The organism is Pseudomonas coleopterorum (assembly GCF_900105555.1).
GTDB lineage: Bacteria > Pseudomonadota > Gammaproteobacteria > Pseudomonadales > Pseudomonadaceae > Aquipseudomonas > Aquipseudomonas coleopterorum.
In genome coordinates this window covers 245,929-263,129 of record NZ_FNTZ01000001.1, presented here as the reverse complement: position 1 = coordinate 263,129, position 17,201 = coordinate 245,929, and the positions used below count along the sequence as shown (strand labels likewise).

Below are 17,201 nucleotides of genomic sequence, written 5' to 3'. Positions count from 1 at the left end.
TGCAAGCGCCACTCAGAGAAGTTTCCATGCGCTCACCCCTAGCCTCGCTTTTACTGCTGTGTTCGCTGCCTGCCGCCGCGCAGATCTACAAGTACACCGATGCCCAGGGCAACACCGCCTACAGCAACCAGCCTCCCGAGGGGCGCGCGAGCCAGACGGTCGAACTGCCGCCGCTCAACAGCGTCGACTCGCCGCGCAAGCCGGCGCCGGTGACCCTGCCCAGCACGGCCGTCCAGGTGCCGCAGACTCAGTACAGCCAGCTGGAACTGACCGGCCTGCCGAGTGACGAAGCCCTGCGCGCCAATAACGGTACCTTCGATGTCGGCGTAGCGATCGTGCCCCGCCTGCGCTCGGGAGACCGGCTACGCCTGGTCCTCGACGGCCAGCCCTATGGTCAGCCGACCAACGTGCCGCGCCTGCAACTGGTGAACGTCGATCGCGGTGAACACAGCCTGGCGGTGCAGGTGGTCGACAGCCAGGAAGCGGTCATCCAGGAAAGCGCCACCGTCACCTTCACGGTGCAGCGGGTTCACCTGCCGTGAGGTACCCTGCCCTGCTCTGGCTGATATTGATCGCTGCATCCGCACAGGCTGCGGTGTACACCTACGTCGACGCCAACGGCAACCGGGTGTTCACCGACCAGCCCGGCAAAGGCGCCGAACGCGTGCCGATGCCGACACGCTCCGGCACCAGCGCACCGGCGACCGTCACACCGCCACGCACCGGCAAGGTGGTCGTGCCGAGCAAATCGACGGTGATGCGCTACCAGATGCTGCGCATCCTCGGCCCGCTGCCGGACACCGCCGTGCGCGAGGAAGACGGTTCACTGATCGTCACCCTCACCAGCGAGCCGGCCTTGCAGCCGAACCATCGCTACCGCCTGCTGCTGGACGGTGAAATCGCGCAGGCTCCGGGCCGTAGCCCGGTATTCGCCCTGAGCAATGTTGACCGCGGCACCCATACCCTGGCTGCCGAGATCATCGATCAGGAGGACCATGTGATCGAGCGCACACCTGCCCAGCCGGTTCATCTGCAGCGCATCTCGCTGATCCAGAAGCGCCGTGTTCATCCTTGCCGGACTGCCGATTACGGCGTACGTCCGGAATGCCCGCTCAAAGACAAACCCGAAGACGACTGAGCCGCGACCCGGCGGCTAACACTGGCGCACTTGATTGGTGCACTATCACGGCTGCCGAATGTCGGAACGGGCCATTTTGGTTCGATCTCGCTGCACCCCGCGGGTTTTCGCGCTGGTGCTGAGCACCTGTAGCACTCATTTGTACGATCGACGCTTCTTTTCGGAGCCTTGGTTTGGTTCTTGCATTTTCCCTGCACCAGCGAGTTTGTTTCGCGCGCGAACCCGGGCATTGCCACGGGCGCCCTGTGCCAAAAGAGGTCACCTGTCCCCATGACCATCAGCGATGCTCTGCACCGACTGTTACTCGACAACCTCACCACTGCCACCATTCTGCTCAATGCCGACCTGCGCCTTGAGTACATGAACCCCGCAGCCGAGATGTTGCTGGCGATCAGTGGCCAGCGCAGCCATGGTCAATTCATCAGCGAACTGTTCACCGAATCGACCGAAGCCTTGAATTCCCTGCGCCAAGCCGTGGAGCAGGCGCATCCCTTCACCAAGCGCGAAGCGATGCTGACCGCGCTGGCTGGCCAGACGCTGACGGTCGACTATGCCGTGACGCCGATTCTCAGCAACGGCGCAACGTGGCTACTGCTCGAAGTGCACCCGCGCGATCGCCTGTTGCGCATCACCAAGGAAGAGGCTCAGCTGTCCAAGCAGGAAACCACCAAGATGCTGGTGCGCGGCCTGGCCCACGAAATCAAGAACCCACTCGGCGGCATCCGCGGTGCTGCCCAACTGCTGGCCCGCGAGCTGCCCGAGGAAAGTCTCAAGGACTACACCAACGTCATCATCGAGGAAGCCGACCGCCTGCGTAACCTGGTCGACCGCATGCTTGGCTCGAACAAGCTGCCCTCGCTGGCCATGACCAACATCCACGAGGTGCTGGAGCGGGTGGCCAATCTGGTCGAGGCCGAAAGCCAGGGCTGCATCACCTTGGTGCGCGACTACGACCCTAGCATTCCCGATGTCCTGATCGACCGCGAACAGATGATCCAGGCGGTGCTCAACATCGTGCGCAACGCCATGCAGGCCATCAGCGGCCAGAACGAGCTGCGCCTGGGCCGCATCAGCCTGCGCACCCGCGCCATGCGCCAGTTCACCATCGGCCATGTGCGCCACCGCCTGGTGAGCAAGATCGAGATCACCGACAACGGTCCGGGCATTCCGGCCCAACTGCAGGAAACCATCTTCTACCCCATGGTCAGTGGTCGTCCCGACGGCACCGGCCTGGGGCTGGCCATTACCCAGAACATCATCAGTCAGCACCAAGGCTTGATCGAATGTGAAAGCCACCCCGGCCACACCACTTTTTCGATCTTCCTGCCGCTGGAACAAGGAGCCGCTTCGTCATGAGCCGTAGTGAAACTGTCTGGATCGTCGATGACGACCGTTCCATCCGCTGGGTACTGGAAAAGGCCCTGCAGCAAGAAGGCATGACCACCCAAAGCTTCGACAGCGCCGATGGCGTCATGAGCCGGCTGGCACGCCAGCAGCCCGACGTGATCATCTCCGACATCCGCATGCCCGGCGCCAGTGGCCTGGACCTGCTGGCGCGCATTCGGGAACAGCATCCGCGCCTGCCGGTGATCATCATGACAGCCCATTCGGACCTGGACAGCGCGGTAGCCTCCTACCAAGGCGGCGCTTTCGAGTACCTGCCCAAGCCGTTCGACGTCGACGAGGCGGTCTCGCTGGTCAAGCGCGCCAACCAGCACGCGCAGGAACAGCAGGGCCTGACCGAGGTCCCGGCATTGACCCGCACGCCCGAGATCATCGGTGAAGCGCCGGCCATGCAGGAAGTCTTCCGCGCCATCGGCCGACTCAGCCACTCCAACATCACCGTGCTGATCAACGGCGAGTCGGGCACCGGCAAGGAACTGGTCGCCCACGCCCTGCACCGGCACAGCCCACGGGCCGCTTCGCCTTTTATCGCGCTGAACATGGCGGCGATTCCCAAGGACCTGATGGAGTCGGAGCTGTTCGGCCATGAAAAGGGCGCCTTCACCGGCGCAGCCAACCTGCGCCGTGGACGTTTCGAACAGGCCGACGGCGGTACGCTGTTTCTCGACGAAATCGGCGACATGCCGGCCGATACCCAGACGCGCCTGCTGCGCGTGCTGGCCGATGGCGAGTTCTATCGCGTTGGCGGGCACATTCCGGTCAAGGTCGACGTGCGTATCATCGCCGCCACCCACCAGAACCTGGAAACCCTGGTGCACGCCGGCAAGTTCCGCGAAGACTTGTTCCATCGCCTCAACGTGATCCGCATCCACATCCCGCGCCTGTCGGACCGCCGCGAAGACATCCCGACCCTGGCCCGCCATTTCCTCAGCCGTGCCGCCCAGGAACTGGCGGTCGAGCCCAAGCTGCTCAAGAGCGAAACCGAGGAATACCTGAAGAACCTGCCATGGCCTGGCAACGTGCGTCAGTTGGAGAACACCTGCCGCTGGATCACCGTGATGGCATCGGGCCGGGAAGTGCACACCAGCGATCTGCCGCCCGAACTGCTGAGCCTGCCGCAGGACGCAGCACCGGTAACCAACTGGGAGCAGGCGCTGCGACAGTGGGCCGACCAGGCCCTGGCACGCGGCCAGTCGAGCCTGCTCGACAGCGCCGTGCCCAGTTTCGAGCGGATCATGATCGAGACGGCCCTGAAGCACACCGCCGGACGCCGTCGCGACGCCGCCGTGCTCCTGGGTTGGGGACGCAACACCCTGACCCGCAAGATCAAGGAGCTGGGCATGAAAGTCGATGGCGCCGACGAGGACGAAGTCGAGGAAGCCTGACGTCGCGCACACCGCCACGGGCATACCCGATCCCTGTAGCAGCGGCGCAAGCCGCGTCCGGCCTCACCGCGGTGGGTCAGATAGACCGCATATACCGCCGACGCGGCTCGCGCCGCTGCTACAGGGGCTTGTAGAAACTCTCCGCTTTTGTGCATTGGCCTTGTGCAGTGCACCCACACGATGCGCTGCTGAACATCGCTGACCGTTCGGATAAAACCTCGTTCGTTTCAATGAGCTAAAAGACCGATATCCGAGAAAAATTATTTTTTCTTATATTTCAATCAGATAGAAAGCATATAAAAATTTCTGGGGTGCTCAGAAAGCTTCTGCAACAAAACTGGCACGCGCGCTGCAATGTACTAATCATTACCCAGTTTCGGGAACCTTGGTACAGGCAGGCCGGGGATTCCCTCTTTACACCGCGACTCCAGCCAAGGCTGGAATACCGCACAACTGTTTTGGGGACCTTGGTACAGGCAGGCCGGGACTCCCCTTCTTTACACCGAAACACCTGGCCCCGCGCCAGGTATTTCATCCCCGCTTGGGGGGCTTCGGTACAGGCAGGCTGGAGTCCCCTCTTTTATTGCTCGCCCAGCTCGATGGTGGTTTGCCAACGTCCATCGACCTGCACCGCGCGCCATTGCATCTGCAAGGGACGCGCCGCCACGGCGGTCAACAACAACCCCTCCTCACTGCGCTGAATGCGCCAGGTCACCGGCTTGCCGTCCACCAGCAACCGCCCGCTGGCCGGCGCACCCGTGGCGTCGAACAGCATCGCCACCGTTCCTTCGACCACCTCGGCATGCACCTTCGGCTCGTCGTTGAACCACAGCACCAACTGGTCGCGGTGCACTTCGATGTTGTCCAGACGAGCAGGCTCGGGATTGGTCAGGCGGCCGATCATCAGGCCGATCAATAGGCCGAACAGGGCCAGCGAGCCCAAGACCCGTGGCCACAGTTGCGAACGCTCGCTCGGATCAGGAGTAGAATGCTGCCCGTCCTTCAGTTCGGTGCCGCGCATGTTTCACGTGATCCTTTTTCAACCAGAGATTCCACCCAATACGGGCAACATTATCAGGCTGTGTGCCAACAGCGGTTGTGCCTTGCACCTGATAGAGCCGATCGGCTTCGAGCTGGACGACAAGCGCTTGCGTCGGGCCGGCCTGGATTATCACGAATATGCCACGCTGCAGCGCCATGCCGACCTGGCCAGTTGCCTGGAAAGCCTGGGGCAGCCACGGGTGTTCGCGTTCACCACCAAGGGTTCGCGACCGTTTCATGATGCCAGCTTTAAGAAGGGCGATGCATTCCTGTTCGGTCCGGAAAGCCGTGGGCTGCCGGCCGAGGTGCTGGACGCGCTGGACAGCCAGCACAAGTTGCGCCTGCCGATGCGCGAGGGGTGCCGCAGCTTGAATCTGTCCAATACCGTGGCGGTGGCGGTGTATGAGGCGTGGCGACAGCTGGGGTTTGAGTAGGGCTTGAGGGCCTCTTCGCGGGCAGAGGGCCCGCGAAAGAGGCAGCACGCACACACAAAAAAAGCGCCCCGGAAGGCGCTTTTCGTTCACAGCACGGCCATGCTTACTGGGCAGAAGGGGCTTCGCCCGATTCCTGCATGCGTTGCAGTTCCTGCGCGTAGAGCATGTCGAAGTTCACCGGAGCGAGCATCAGCGCCGGGAACGAACCGCGAGTCACAAGGCTGTCCAGGGTCTCGCGGGCATACGGGAACAGGATGTTGGGGCAGAAAGCACCTAGGGTGTGGCTCATCGAGCCTTCGTCCAGACCCTTGATCAGGAAGATACCGGCCTGTTGCACTTCGGCGATGAACGCCACTTCTTCGCCATTCTTGACCGTGACCGACAGGGTCAGCACGACCTCGTGGAAGTCGCCTTCCAGGCCTTTCTGGCGGGTGTTCAGGTCCAGGGAAACGCTGGGTTCCCACTGCTGGCGGAAGATCGCCGGGCTTTTCGGGGCTTCGAACGACAGGTCACGCACGTAGATGCGCTGCAGCGAGAACTGCGGTTCGTTTTCGGCGGCAGCGCCATTGTTCGCTTGATCGGTCATCGCTGATCCTTGTGATCTTCAGAGGTGTGGGGGTAGAGGGGACCGAATCAGGCCCCCAGCAACGCGTCCAGTTTGCCGGTGCGCTCGAGGGCGAACAGATCGTCGCAGCCGCCGACGTGCAAGTCGCCGATCCAGATCTGTGGCACCGAGGTGCGGCCGGCCTTGGCGGCCATTTCGCGGCGCAGATCGGACTTGCCGTCGACCTTGATCTCGGTGAACTTCGCTTTCTTGCTTTCCAGCAGGTACTTGGCGCGCGAGCAGTACGGGCAATAGTCACTGGAGTAGACGACGATCGGCTTCATGTCACTTCACCACGGGCAGGTTGTCGGCACGCCAGCTCGATACGCCACCGGCCAGTTTGGCGGCGGTGTGGCCGGCCTTGACCAGCTCGGCACAGGCAGTGCCGGCGTGCTGGCCGATGGCGTCGACCACGATCAGGGTCTTGCCCTTGTACTTTTCCAGCTCGCCGATGCGGCTGGCCAGCTTGTCCTGAGGAATGCTCAAGGCACCGACGATGTGGCCAGCGGCGTATTCCTTCTTGTTGCGGATGTCCACGACCACGCCCTGCTCGCTGTTGACCAGCGCAGTCAGCTCGCGGGGGCTGAGGCTTTTGGCACCCTTGCTCATTTCCAGCATGATCAGCATGACCAGCAGGACCACGAACGCGGTCACGAGCAGATAGTGATTTGTGGCGAATTCAATCAGGTGAGCAACCATCAGCGGGTTCCAGGGCGTTAAAATGTCGGCCAGTATACACAGCCGCCAAGTCCGGCCAAAGCCCGCCGGACGGAACCGCTCGGCCTCATTGCGGGTCTGTGCTTGTTGTTCTTGCGTCCGCGATGAAATAAACCGCCATGATTCGTCACACAGCCCCGCAATGCCCTAAAATGCCGGGCTTCTCCTGAATGCTCTTCTGACATAGCGAGTGGGATCCATGACAACCACGCCCAAACCCCTGGTCCTGATCATCCTCGATGGTTTCGGTCACAGCGAAAACCACGAGTACAACGCGGTCTATTCGGCTCGCAAGCCGGTGCTCGATGCACTCACGGCAAGCCAGCCCAACGGCTTGATCTCGGGCTCGGGCATGGATGTCGGCCTGCCCGACGGGCAGATGGGCAACTCGGAAGTCGGCCACATGAACCTGGGCGCCGGGCGTGTGGTGTATCAGGACTTCACTCGCGTGACCAAGGCCATCCGCGATGGCGAGTTCTTCACCAATCCCACCATCTGCGCGGCCGTGGACAAGGCCGTCGCAGCCGGTAAGGCGGTGCACTTCATGGGTCTGCTGTCCGACGGTGGCGTGCACAGCCATCAGGACCACCTGGTCGCCATGGCCGAGCTGGCCGCCGGTCGCGGCGCGCAGAAGCTCTACCTGCATGCTTTCCTCGATGGTCGCGACACACCGCCCAAGAGTGCGCAGGCCTCGCTGGAACTGATGGACGCGACCTTCGCCCGTCTCGGCCACGGTCGCACAGCCAGCCTGATCGGGCGTTACTTCGCCATGGATCGCGACAACCGCTGGGATCGCGTCAGCGCTGCGTACAACCTGATTGTCGACGGCACCTCGGAATTCCATGCCGCCACTGCCGTGCAGGGTTTGCAGGCCGCCTACGAGCGTGGCGAGAGCGACGAATTCGTCAAGGCCACCACGGTAGGCGAGCCCGTCCGTGTCGAAGACGGCGACGCCGTGATCTTCATGAACTTCCGCGCCGACCGCGCGCGCGAGCTCAGCCGCGTATTCGTCGAAGACGATTTCAACGATTTCCCACGCGCACGCCAGCCCAAGCTGGCCGGCTATGTCGGCCTGACCCAATACTCGGCGAAGATTCCGGCACCGGCGGCATTTGCCGCTACCGGCCTGAACAACGTGCTGGGCGAGTACCTGGCGAAGAACGGCAAGACCCAGCTGCGCATCGCCGAAACCGAAAAGTACGCCCACGTGACGTTCTTCTTTTCCGGCGGCCGCGAAGAAGAGTTCCCCGGCGAAGAACGCATTCTGGTGCCCTCGCCGAAGGTTGCAACCTACGACCTGCAGCCGGAAATGAGCGCGCCGGAAGTGACCGACCGCATCGTCGAAGCCATCGAGCAGCAGCGCTATGACGTCATCGTGGTCAACTACGCGAACGGCGACATGGTAGGCCACAGCGGCATCATGGCCGCCGCGATCCAGGCGGTGGAGTGCCTGGACACCTGCGTAGGCCGTATCACCGCCGCACTCGACAAGGTCGGTGGCGAAGCGTTGATCACCGCCGACCACGGCAACTGCGAGCAGATGGAAGACGTCTGCACCGGTCAGGCACATACCGCGCACACCACCGAGCCGGTGCCGTTCATCTACGTCGGCAAGCGCGACGTCAAGGTTCGCGAAGGCGGCGTGCTGGCCGACGTGGCGCCGACCATGCTCTGGTTGATGGGCCTGCCCAAGCCCGAAGAAATGACCGGCACCTCGATCCTGGTACAAGGCTGACCCATGCTCCGCGCCCTGACGTTCCTGACCCTGACCTGCCTGCTCGGCCCGGCCTTCGCCGACGAGCGCGCGCAAACCCAGCAGCAGATCGATGCCACCCGCAAGGACATCGCCGAGCTGCAGAAAACCCTTGGCACGCTGCAGGCAGAAAGATCCGGGGTGCAGAAAGAGCTGCGCACGACCGAAACCGAGATGGGCAAGCTGGAAAAGCAGGTGGAGGCCCTGCAGAAAGAACTAAAAAAGACTGAGGGCGAGCTGGAGCGTCTCGATGGCGAGAAAGCCAAGTTCCAGGCCGCCCGGGTCGAACAGCAACGCCTCATTGCCATCCAGGCCCGCGCGGCCTATCAGAGCGGGCGCCAGGAATACCTCAAGCTTCTGCTCAACCAGCAGAACCCGGAGAAGTTCGCCCGCACCCTGACGTATTACGACTACCTGAGCCAGGCCCGCCTGGAACAGTTGAAACGCTTCAACCAGACCTTGCAGAAGCTGGCCGGTGTGGAAAAGGACATCAATCTGCAGCAGGCGCAGCTGTTGGTGCAGCAAGGCAACCTGGACAGCCAGCGCGAAGACCTCGACAAGGTGCGCAAGGAGCGCCAGGTCGCCCTGGCCAAGCTCAACGACCAGTACAAGCAAGGCGATCAGAAGCTGCAGGCCCGCCAACAGGATCAGGAAGACCTGGCCAAGGTGCTCAAGACCATCGAGGAAACCCTGGCCCGCCAGGCACGCGAGGCCGAGGAAGCGCGGCAGAAGGCCCTGCTCGCCGCTCAGGAGGCCGAACAGCGTCGCCAGCGTGAAGCGGCTGCAGCCGCCGCCCGAGAGGCGCCGACACCCGCGCCCCAGGCGCCTCGTGCACCAACGGGCCCCATGGCGTCGAGCAGCGGCGAGAGCTTCGGCGGTGCATTTGCCTCGGCGCGGGGAAAACTTCCATGGCCTGTCGATGGTCGACTGTTGGCACGCTTCGGGGAAACCCGCGGTGACGACGTTCGTACCAAATGGGATGGGGTGATGATCAGTGCCTCGGCCGGCAGCCAGGTGCATGCGGTGCACGGTGGCCGCGTGGTCTTCGCCGACTGGTTGCGCGGCGCCGGGCTTCTGGTCATTCTCGACCATGGCAACGGTTACCTCAGCCTGTACGGCCACAACCAGACCCTGCTCAAATCGGCCGGCGACGTGGTCAAGGCCGGTGATGCCATCGCCACCGTAGGAACCAGCGGCGGGCAGAGCACGCCAGCGCTGTATTTTGCAATACGCCAGCAAGGCAAACCGACCGACCCTTCGCAGTGGTGTCGCGGTTGACTGGCGCAGTCGTTCAAAAGCAGCCCTCAAAGGCGCGAACCCGTATCAGGAGTCTGTTAGACATGCCGCATCTGTCCCGCCTTACCTCGCTGGCCCTGACGATCGCCGTGGCCACCGCCGCCCCTGCGGTGGTCGCTGCCGATCTGTCCCCCCAGCCCGCCCGGGCGGCGAGTGCGGCCCCGGCCGCAGCGCCTTTGCCGCTGGACGAGCTGCGGACCTTCGCCGAGGTGATGGACCGCATCAAGGCGGCCTATGTCGAGCCTGTGGATGACAAGACCCTGCTGGAAAACGCCATCAAGGGCATGCTCAGCAACCTGGACCCCCACTCGGCCTACCTGGGCCCCGAGGACTTCCAGGAGCTGCAGGAAAGCACCAGCGGCGAGTTCGGCGGCCTGGGCATCGAAGTGGGCAGCGACAACGGCATGATCAAGGTGGTCTCGCCCATCGACGATACGCCAGCCTCCAAGGCCGGCATCGAGGCGGGCGACCTGATCGTCAAGATCAACAACCAGCCCACCCAGGGCCTGAGCATGACCGAAGCCGTCGACCTGATGCGCGGCAAGCTCGGCGAGAAGATCACCCTGACCCTGGTGCGCGACGGTGGCACGCCCTTCGACGTGACGCTTGCGCGCGCCACCATCCAGGTCAAGAGCGTCAAGGCGCAATTGCTGGAAAACGGCTACGGCTACCTGCGCATCACTCAGTTCCAGGTCAAAACCGGCGAAGAAGTCGGCAAGGCCCTGGCGAAGCTGCGCAAGGACAACAACGGCAAGCTCAAGGGGCTGATCCTCGACCTGCGCAACAACCCCGGCGGCGTGCTGCAAAGCGCGGTCGAGGTGGCCGACCACTTCCTGACCAAGGGCCTGATCGTGTACACCAAGGGCCGTATCGCCAACTCTGAACTGCGCTTCTCCGCCGACCCGGCAGACGCCAGCGAGCGCGTGCCTCTGGTCGTATTGATCAACGGCGGCAGCGCCTCGGCGGCGGAAATCGTCGCCGGTGCGCTGCAGGACCAGAAGCGCGGCATCCTCATGGGCACCGACAGCTTCGGCAAGGGCTCGGTGCAGACCGTGCTGCCGCTGAACAACGACCGCGCCCTGAAAATCACCACGGCGTTGTACTACACGCCCAATGGTCGCTCGATCCAGGCCCAGGGCATCGTCCCGGACGTCGAAGTGCGCCAGGGCAAGGTGACCCGCGACGCCGATACCGAAAGCTTCAAGGAAGCCGACCTGCAGGGTCACCTTGGCAACGGCAACGGTGGCGCCGACCGGCCATCGGGCAAGACAGCGATCGGCGCCCGCAAGGCGCGGCCGCAGGACGACGACTTCCAGATCAGCCAGGCTCTCAGCCTGCTCAAGGGCCTGAGCGTGACGCGCGGCAACTGACATGCGCCGCGTTCTGTTGCTGGCCATGTTGCTGCTGACGGCCGGACCGGCCTTCGCCGGTCCGGCTTACCTGAGCCTGATCATCGACGACCTTGGCCAGTCGCCGGCCCGAGACAGTCGCACCCTGGCCCTGCCCGGTCCGGTGACCCTGGCGATCATGCCCGATACCCCGCATGCGGCCGATTTCGCTCGTCAGGCGCACAAGGCCGGCAAGACCGTGATGGTGCACATGCCCATGGACCCCGCGACCGGCCCGTTCGCCTGGCGTCCCGACATGCCTGCCAGTGAATTGCTTGGCCGCCTGCAGGCTGCCTTGCGAGCCGTGCCCTATGCCGCCGGCCTGAACAACCACGAGGGCAGCCGCATGACGTCGCAGCCCGAGGCCATGGCCCTGCTGATGAACGAATTGCAGCAGCACGGCATGTTCTTCGTCGACAGCCGCACCAGCGCAGCCACCGTGGCCGCCGCCAAGGCCCAGAGCATTGGCCTGGCCAGCCTGTCGCGGGATGTCTTCCTGGACGACACGCGCACCGTCGAGGCGATCGCTGGCCAGCTCGAGAAAGCCATTGCCCTGGCGCACAAGCAGGGCACGGTGGTGATCATCGGCCACCCTTATCCACAGACCCTGGAAGTGCTGGAGCGCGAACTACCGCGCTTGAAGGCCAAGGGAGTGGAGTGGATACCGGTCCGGCAGATGATCGGCGAGCGCGGCAACCGCGCGACGGCCGCTCACGGCAAGGGCGGGATCTACCACTGATCCACGCTGCCGAGTGTCATAGATACTTGGCGAAGACCCGATCGACCACGCCTTCGCGACGCATGTCATCGAGCGCTCGCTGCAGGCGCTCGACCACCTCCGGCGGTGTCTCCTTGTTCAGCGCCAGAAACAGCTCGGCGCTGTTGAAACGCAGCACCGTCTTGAGCCCATTGATCCCTTCCAGACGAGCCAGGTATCGACCCGCCGGGTCACCCGTGGCCCACAGGTCGATCTGCCCGTCGAGCAGCTTGCGCGCGTTGTCCTGGTCGCGCAGCGCGAGGATCGGACGCATGTCCCGCTCGGCCAGACTTTGCGCGATGGCATCGCCCTTGTAGGCGCCGATCCGATAGGGCCGGGCCTGGTCGAGATTCTCCAGGGTGATCGAGCTGTCTGCCCGGGCCAGCATGATCCAGTCATCCGGCCCCAGAGGACCGACCCACTTGAAGGCCTGTTCGCGCTCGGGCAGACGGGCGGTGACGAATACCCCATAGCCGGGATTGTTCAGGGCCAGCTTGTAGATACGGTCCCAGGGAAAGCGCAGGGTCATACTGTAGGGAATCCCGGCCCGCCGATACATTTCCTGCACAAGCTCGGTCGCGATGCCGCGAATGTTGTCTTCCTGGGCGAAGTTCTTGTCGTTGCTGGCCATGTTGTAGGGCGGAAAGTTCTCGGTCAGCAACACCATCGAATAGCCCGCCGGAACTTCGGCGCGCACGGCACTGCCACTGAACAGCGCAGCACAGAGGGCGAAGGCGAGAAAGGTGCGGTGGAGCATTACGAGGTCCCTGCAACAATGACAATGGCCAGAGTGCCGGGCGCGCCGACCGCTGTAAAGCGCTGCAACGATTACGCGACAATGTGTCTACAACGCGCTGTGCAGCAGGTTTTCCAGAGCGGCCAGGTCCGGCACCCGGGCCACGGTTTCGCCGACCTGCACGGCGGCCATTTCCAGCGGCTTGAGCGGCACGTCCACGTAGCTCAACTGACTGTCGACCCGGCACGAGCGAGGCACGTGCTGGATCAACACGGCGATGAAACGCATCGAGGTTTCGCCCAAGGCGTTGAGCACGACGATGCGTGCGCGCTCGCCGATCACCGCCTCGCCGCCGCTGGCAGCCTCAAAGCTGACCAGCGGCAGGCGCAGGTTGCGCCACTCGATCATCCCCAGATGCCAACGAGGGGCTCCCAACACCGGCTCACCGGGCAGGTAGTCGATCAACTCGGCCACCGCCACGTTGGGCAGCAGCAGATTGCGGTCGGCAAGGGGCAACAACAGCGCGGTAAGGCTGTCGCGGCGGCCAATCGCCCGGTCAAGCATGGGGTTCACCCCAGCGTTCGATGCATTCGAGCAACTGATTCTCCTGATAGGGCTTGCCCAGGTATTCGTTTACGCCGATGGCCATCGCCCGCTCGCGATGCTTCTGGCCGGTGCGCGAGGTGATCATGATGATCGGCAGATGCCTGAGCGTGGGATGCCGGCGGACACGCCGCGCCACTTCGAAACCGTCCATGCGCGGCATCTCGATGTCCAGCAGGAGAATGTCGGGGCTGTATTCCTGCAACAGCGCCATGGCATCGACCCCATCCTTGGCCGTCAGCACCTGCATGCCGTGGCGTTCCAGCAGGCGGCTGGTGACCTTGCGCACGGTCACCGAGTCGTCGACCACCAGTACCTGCAAGCGCCGCACCTGCGCGCCGTGCTGGTAGCCGGTGCGGGGCGCAGCCACCCCTTGGCGGGCACGCAACTGCGCCAGCAGATCGAGAATCAGCACCACGCTGCCATCGCCGAGAATGGTCGCCCCACCCAGGCCTGGTACCGCCGCGAACTGGGCGCCCAGGCTCTTCACCACGATTTCGCGGGAGCCGGCCAGGGCATCGACCTGCACCGCCACCTGCTGATCGAAGGCGCGCACCAGCAGCACCGGCAAAGGCTGGCTTTGCGCGGTCAGCGAGGGCACGGCAAGCCCATGCAGCAAGGTACCCAGATAGCGCAGGTCGTAGACCCGCCCGGCGTAGCCGTAGCGCGGTGGAGCGGATTGGTAGGCGTCGTGCAACTCGCCGGGCAAGACCCGCACGATGCCCTCGATGCTGTTCAGCGGGATCGCGTACTGTTCCTCACCGCACTGCACCATCAAGGCACGATTGACCGACACAGTGAACGGCAGGCGAATCTGGAACCGTGCGCCCTGCCCTGGCCGCGAGTCGATACTCATGGCGCCGCCCAACTGCTTGACCTCTTCATGGACCACGTCCATGCCCAGGCCCCGGCCGGAAATCTGTGTGACCTTGGTGGCCGTGGAGAAACCGGGTTGCAGGATGAACTGCAGCACGTCGTGATCGCTGAGCTCGCTGTGCGGATCCAGCAAGCCGCGCTTGATCGCCTTGGCCCGCACCGCAGCCAGGGGCACCCCGGCACCGTCGTCACTCATTTCGATGACGATGTCGCCGCCCTGGTGCAGCAAGGCCAGGCGAATGTGCCCCACGGCGGGCTTGCCGGCCGCCATTCGCATCTCGACCGGCTCCAGGCCATGGTCGACGGCGTTGCGCAGCATGTGTTCGAGCGGCGCGATCATGCGCTCCAGCACACTGCGGTCCATCTCGCCCTGGGCCTCGCTGACTTCGAACTCGACCTCCTTGCCCAACTCCTCGGCGACCTGCCGCACCACCCGCTGCAAGCGCGGCACCAGGCGCTCGAACGGCACCATGCGCGTACGCATCAGGCCTTCCTGCAACTGGCTGTCGACCCGCGCCTGCTGCTGCAGCAAGGTCTGCGCCTCCAGGTTGCGTCCGGCCAGGGTTTCCTTGAGGTCGAGCAGGTCCGACGCCGATTCGAACAAGGCACGTGACAGCTGCTGCAACTGCGAATGACGATCCATTTCCAATGGGTCGAAATCTTCGTAACCCTGGCCCTCCACCTGCTGGCGGCTGAGGATGCGGCTTTGGGTTTCGGTGTCCAGACGGCGCAACTGGTCGCGCATGCGTTCGATGGTGGTTTCCATTTCCTGCAACGCCACCTGCGCGTCATTGACCTGCTGTTCGATGCGCCCGCGAAAGATGGATGTCTCGCCAGCCAGGTTGCCCAACTCGTCGAGCAGCTCGGCGCCGACCTTGATCACATCGACCGGACCACGCTCCGCCGCCACCGGTTCGGCAGCCGCAGGCTTGGGCAGGTTGGCAGGCGCTGGCTCACTGCCCGTAGCGAACTCGGCGATCGCGGCAATCAGCTTCCCGGCCGCCGGCAAGGGTTGCCCGGAGCGAACCGCATCGAGCATCTGCGCCAGACGGTCGTGACCTTTGTGCAGCAAGCCGAACAACTGCGTCGAGGCCTGCAGCTGGCCTTGAGAGATGCGTTCGTAGACCGATTCCAGTTCATGGGCCAGATCGCCCAGCGGACCGATCTCCACCATCCGCGCCCCGCCCTTGAGTGTGTGCAGGTCGCGCAGCAGGTTTTCCGCTTCGAGGTGGTTGGCGGGCTCGGCCTGCCAGCGCAGAAGCGCAGCGCCGGCGCTTTCGACGATGTCCAGGCCTTCTTCGATGAAGATACTCAACAACTCGCCGTCGTCGGCGTCCTCGGCCTCGCTGTCAGCGTCCGACTCGCTCAGCCAGCGCCGCTGGGTCTGTTCAATCGATTCTTCGTCGCCAGCGTTGGCAACCCCGCTGCCAAGCCGGGCGAGATCGATCATCGCCCCGCCGTCGCGCTGCACCACGCCCATGGCGTGCGGGTCCAGAGACCCCTGCAGCAATGTGCGCAGGGCCCGCACATGGATGGGCTGCGCCTTGACCTCCTGGCCTGCGGCCAACTGGTCGAGCATGCCGATCATGGCTTCCTGGGCCTGCTCGGCTTCCTGGAAAAAGCCGGGACTGACGCTCAGGCTGCTCTCTTCGACCGCACCGTAGAGGTCGAGCAAGGCCTCGCACAGCTCGTCGAGCGCCTGCACATCGGTCAATTGCGCCTGTTCGCCCAGCAGCGTCAGTTGGTCGAGCAGAATCGGCAACTCCTGACGGCTGTCCGGATGCTGCTGCCAGCGCTGCAGCAGACGCTCGGCATCCAGGAGGATATCCATGCCCTCGTCCAGCAGCCGCTCGATCAGTTGCGGCGCCTGGACCTGCCGGGCATCACCTTGCGCCTGCACGCCCTGCAGGCGCTCGGCGGTGCATTCCTGCACGCTTCGGATCAATTCGGCGGCGCCAGGGATGGGTGTCAAGGGCTGCGCGGGCAACTGCAGCAGCTTCTGCCGCATCAGATAGTGGGCGTCGCCCAGCAGGCTCAATTCCTGGCCCTGGAACGGCAGCCGGTGGGCACGCAGCTCGCGGGCCATGACGTCGAACGCGGTGGCCAGCTCGGCCAACGGCGTGACCCCGGCCACCAGCGCGCTGCCCTTGAGCGTATGCAGGGCCCGCTGCAACTCATCGGTGACCGCGACATCGTTGCCCTGCTCGTCCAGCGCGAGAAACCGTTCGACACCGCTCAGGTGGCTCAGGGCTTCACTATGAAAGATCTCCAGCAGTTGCGTATCCAGCGGCTCGGACTCCAGGCCCCGCTCGGTTGCTGGCGTGGCAAGTGGCTCGGCTTGCGGCGCCGTCATTGCCAAGGCCGTCTCAGCCACTTCCAACACAGGCTCGTGGGCGAGCTGCGGTGCCTCGCTGGTGCGCTGCAGATAGTCCTCGACGGCCGCCAGTCCGGTCACGACCCGTTCCCATGAAGCCTGCGGGCCGGCCAGCAGGCTGTCTTGAACAACTTGGTTGCAAGCCTGCAGCACTGCAGCCGCCCGGGGCAGCGCCAGCATGACCAGGGCGCCGCGCAACTGCGTCAGCAGCGGGGCCAGTGCCTGCAGGCGTGGCAGATCCCATTGCCCGTCGGTGGAGTCGGTCAGGACATCCCTGGCCTCCTGCAGCCCGAAACGGGTTTCGCGCATCACCACATGGCGAATCTGCATCAGGTCGGTGCTGGACGCCTGCGGCTCGTCGCGCCCGGGAGCATCATTGGGGCCGGCCATGCCAGCCAATGTGGACTCGACATAGAGCAGGGCTCCGGCGACGTCCATCAACACCGCGTCGTTGGGTTCGCGCGTGCCCTGCATCAGACCCTGAATGACTGCCAACTGATCGATGATCACCTTGCGAGGCTGACCGAAACCCAGCACCGCCAAGGCGTCGGCAATCTGCCGCAAAGGTGCCATCAGGGCGTTCAGTTCCTGGGTGTACTCGCGCCCGCCGCGCACGAACAGGTCCAGCTGCGACTTGACCTTGAGCAACTCCTCGCACAAGGCCGGGAGTACGTATTCGTGCCGTTCAGCCATGA

General features: G+C 64.1%; 16 protein-coding genes. 9 read left to right on the top strand and 7 right to left on the bottom strand.

The genetic code is table 11. The features are described 5' to 3' along the window. Nucleotides 1-26 precede the first annotated feature (26 nt). The 4 genes from BLV18_RS01190 to ntrC all read left to right on the top strand — a co-directional run bounded on the left by BLV18_RS01190 (nt 27) and on the right by ntrC (nt 3,927). Nucleotides 27-542: a DUF4124 domain-containing protein gene (locus tag BLV18_RS01190; RefSeq protein WP_090355634.1), complete on the top strand. Its 516-nt coding sequence runs from the start codon at nt 27-29 to the stop codon at nt 540-542. After that, the gene (locus tag BLV18_RS01185) at nt 539-1,138 is read left to right on the top strand and encodes a DUF4124 domain-containing protein (protein WP_090355632.1); all 600 of its coding nucleotides are present in this window, start codon (nt 539-541) and stop codon (nt 1,136-1,138) included. Before BLV18_RS01190 ends, BLV18_RS01185 begins: the two co-directional genes overlap by 4 nt. A gap of 270 nt (nt 1,139-1,408) precedes the next feature. Beyond that, nucleotides 1,409-2,494, top strand: coding sequence for a nitrogen regulation protein NR(II) (gene glnL / locus BLV18_RS01180; protein ID WP_043191452.1), 1,086 nt, complete (start codon nt 1,409-1,411; stop codon nt 2,492-2,494). Continuing rightward, nucleotides 2,491-3,927 (top strand): nitrogen regulation protein NR(I), encoded by a 1,437-nt coding sequence (gene ntrC, locus BLV18_RS01175; RefSeq protein WP_049861720.1) that lies wholly within the window; start codon nt 2,491-2,493, stop codon nt 3,925-3,927. Before glnL ends, ntrC begins: the two co-directional genes overlap by 4 nt. A gap of 580 nt (nt 3,928-4,507) precedes the next feature. On the opposite strand, the gene BLV18_RS01170 is transcribed toward ntrC, so the two are convergent. Next, entirely contained in the window at nt 4,508-4,948 is a 441-nt protein-coding gene (locus BLV18_RS01170; RefSeq protein ID WP_090355630.1) for a hypothetical protein, read from the bottom strand. Here BLV18_RS01170 and trmL point away from each other — a divergent pair. Continuing rightward, a complete protein-coding gene (trmL, locus tag BLV18_RS01165) occupies nt 4,947-5,402 on the top strand; it encodes a tRNA (uridine(34)/cytosine(34)/5-carboxymethylaminomethyluridine(34)-2'-O)-methyltransferase TrmL (RefSeq protein ID WP_090355627.1) in 456 nt (151 codons plus the stop codon). The two genes, BLV18_RS01170 and trmL, sit on opposite strands and share 2 nt — an antisense overlap. Before the next feature lie 103 nt (nt 5,403-5,505). On the opposite strand, the gene secB is transcribed toward trmL, so the two are convergent. Genes secB through BLV18_RS01150 form a run of 3 tightly spaced genes read right to left on the bottom strand, consistent with a single transcriptional unit; the run spans nt 5,506 to nt 6,705 of the window. Next, nucleotides 5,506-5,988, bottom strand: a complete 483-nt coding sequence (gene secB, locus BLV18_RS01160) for a protein-export chaperone SecB (RefSeq protein ID WP_049861717.1) — start codon at nt 5,986-5,988, stop codon at nt 5,506-5,508. Nucleotides 5,989-6,035: 47 nt separating this feature from the next. Continuing rightward, nucleotides 6,036-6,290, bottom strand: coding sequence for a glutaredoxin 3 (gene grxC / locus BLV18_RS01155; RefSeq protein WP_090355625.1), 255 nt, complete (start codon nt 6,288-6,290; stop codon nt 6,036-6,038). A gap of 1 nt (nt 6,291) precedes the next feature. After that, nucleotides 6,292-6,705: a rhodanese-like domain-containing protein gene (locus tag BLV18_RS01150; RefSeq protein ID WP_090355623.1), complete on the bottom strand. Its 414-nt coding sequence runs from the start codon at nt 6,703-6,705 to the stop codon at nt 6,292-6,294. A gap of 217 nt (nt 6,706-6,922) precedes the next feature. Between BLV18_RS01150 and gpmI the strand changes: the two genes are divergently transcribed. From gpmI to BLV18_RS01130, 4 genes are all read left to right on the top strand, one after another. Next, entirely contained in the window at nt 6,923-8,458 is a 1,536-nt protein-coding gene (gene gpmI / locus BLV18_RS01145; RefSeq protein ID WP_090355620.1) for a 2,3-bisphosphoglycerate-independent phosphoglycerate mutase, read from the top strand. Between the two features lie 3 nt (nt 8,459-8,461). Beyond that, nucleotides 8,462-9,754, top strand: a complete 1,293-nt coding sequence (locus BLV18_RS01140) for a murein hydrolase activator EnvC family protein (RefSeq protein ID WP_090355618.1) — start codon at nt 8,462-8,464, stop codon at nt 9,752-9,754. A gap of 62 nt (nt 9,755-9,816) precedes the next feature. Continuing rightward, nucleotides 9,817-11,142 carry a S41 family peptidase gene (locus BLV18_RS01135; protein WP_049861712.1) on the top strand — a complete coding sequence of 442 codons (1,326 nt, stop codon included), beginning with the start codon at nt 9,817-9,819 and terminating at the stop codon, nt 11,140-11,142. Nucleotide 11,143: 1 nt separating this feature from the next. Next, the gene (locus BLV18_RS01130; RefSeq protein ID WP_090355616.1) at nt 11,144-11,899 is read left to right on the top strand and encodes a divergent polysaccharide deacetylase family protein; all 756 of its coding nucleotides are present in this window, start codon (nt 11,144-11,146) and stop codon (nt 11,897-11,899) included. 16 nt (nt 11,900-11,915) lie between these two features. Here BLV18_RS01130 and BLV18_RS01125 read toward each other — a convergent pair whose 3' ends face one another. The 3 genes from BLV18_RS01125 to BLV18_RS01115 all read right to left on the bottom strand — a co-directional run bounded on the left by BLV18_RS01125 (nt 11,916) and on the right by BLV18_RS01115 (nt 17,199). Then, nucleotides 11,916-12,674, bottom strand: coding sequence for a substrate-binding periplasmic protein (locus BLV18_RS01125; protein WP_090355612.1), 759 nt, complete (start codon nt 12,672-12,674; stop codon nt 11,916-11,918). Nucleotides 12,675-12,761: 87 nt separating this feature from the next. Further along, on the bottom strand, nt 12,762-13,217 hold the full coding sequence (locus tag BLV18_RS01120; RefSeq protein ID WP_090361921.1) for a chemotaxis protein CheW: 456 nt from the start codon (nt 13,215-13,217) through the stop codon (nt 12,762-12,764). Continuing rightward, nucleotides 13,210-17,199 (bottom strand): hybrid sensor histidine kinase/response regulator, encoded by a 3,990-nt coding sequence (locus BLV18_RS01115; protein WP_090355610.1) that lies wholly within the window; start codon nt 17,197-17,199, stop codon nt 13,210-13,212. The genes BLV18_RS01120 and BLV18_RS01115 overlap by 8 nt, the downstream gene beginning before the upstream one ends. Nucleotides 17,200-17,201: the final 2 nt, after the last annotated feature.

What these genes read in the sequence shown, in the direction of transcription:
- BLV18_RS01190 (WP_090355634.1), top strand. Translation starts at nt 27, where the DNA reads ATGCGCTCACCCCTAGCCTCGCTTTTACTGCTGTGTTCGCTGCCTGCC.
- glnL (WP_043191452.1), top strand. Translation starts at nt 1,409, where the DNA reads ATGACCATCAGCGATGCTCTGCACCGACTGTTACTCGACAACCTCACC.
- ntrC (WP_049861720.1), top strand. Translation starts at nt 2,491, where the DNA reads ATGAGCCGTAGTGAAACTGTCTGGATCGTCGATGACGACCGTTCCATC.
- trmL (WP_090355627.1), top strand. Translation starts at nt 4,947, where the DNA reads ATGTTTCACGTGATCCTTTTTCAACCAGAGATTCCACCCAATACGGGC.
- BLV18_RS01170 (WP_090355630.1), bottom strand. Translation starts at nt 4,948, where the DNA reads ATGCGCGGCACCGAACTGAAGGACGGGCAGCATTCTACTCCTGATCCG.
- secB (WP_049861717.1), bottom strand. Translation starts at nt 5,988, where the DNA reads ATGACCGATCAAGCGAACAATGGCGCTGCCGCCGAAAACGAACCGCAG.
- grxC (WP_090355625.1), bottom strand. Translation starts at nt 6,290, where the DNA reads ATGAAGCCGATCGTCGTCTACTCCAGTGACTATTGCCCGTACTGCTCG.
- BLV18_RS01150 (WP_090355623.1), bottom strand. Translation starts at nt 6,705, where the DNA reads ATGGTTGCTCACCTGATTGAATTCGCCACAAATCACTATCTGCTCGTG.
- gpmI (WP_090355620.1), top strand. Translation starts at nt 6,923, where the DNA reads ATGACAACCACGCCCAAACCCCTGGTCCTGATCATCCTCGATGGTTTC.
- BLV18_RS01140 (WP_090355618.1), top strand. Translation starts at nt 8,462, where the DNA reads ATGCTCCGCGCCCTGACGTTCCTGACCCTGACCTGCCTGCTCGGCCCG.
- BLV18_RS01135 (WP_049861712.1), top strand. Translation starts at nt 9,817, where the DNA reads ATGCCGCATCTGTCCCGCCTTACCTCGCTGGCCCTGACGATCGCCGTG.
- BLV18_RS01130 (WP_090355616.1), top strand. Translation starts at nt 11,144, where the DNA reads ATGCGCCGCGTTCTGTTGCTGGCCATGTTGCTGCTGACGGCCGGACCG.
- BLV18_RS01125 (WP_090355612.1), bottom strand. Translation starts at nt 12,674, where the DNA reads ATGCTCCACCGCACCTTTCTCGCCTTCGCCCTCTGTGCTGCGCTGTTC.
- BLV18_RS01120 (WP_090361921.1), bottom strand. Translation starts at nt 13,217, where the DNA reads ATGCTTGACCGGGCGATTGGCCGCCGCGACAGCCTTACCGCGCTGTTG.
- BLV18_RS01115 (WP_090355610.1), bottom strand. Translation starts at nt 17,199, where the DNA reads ATGGCTGAACGGCACGAATACGTACTCCCGGCCTTGTGCGAGGAGTTG.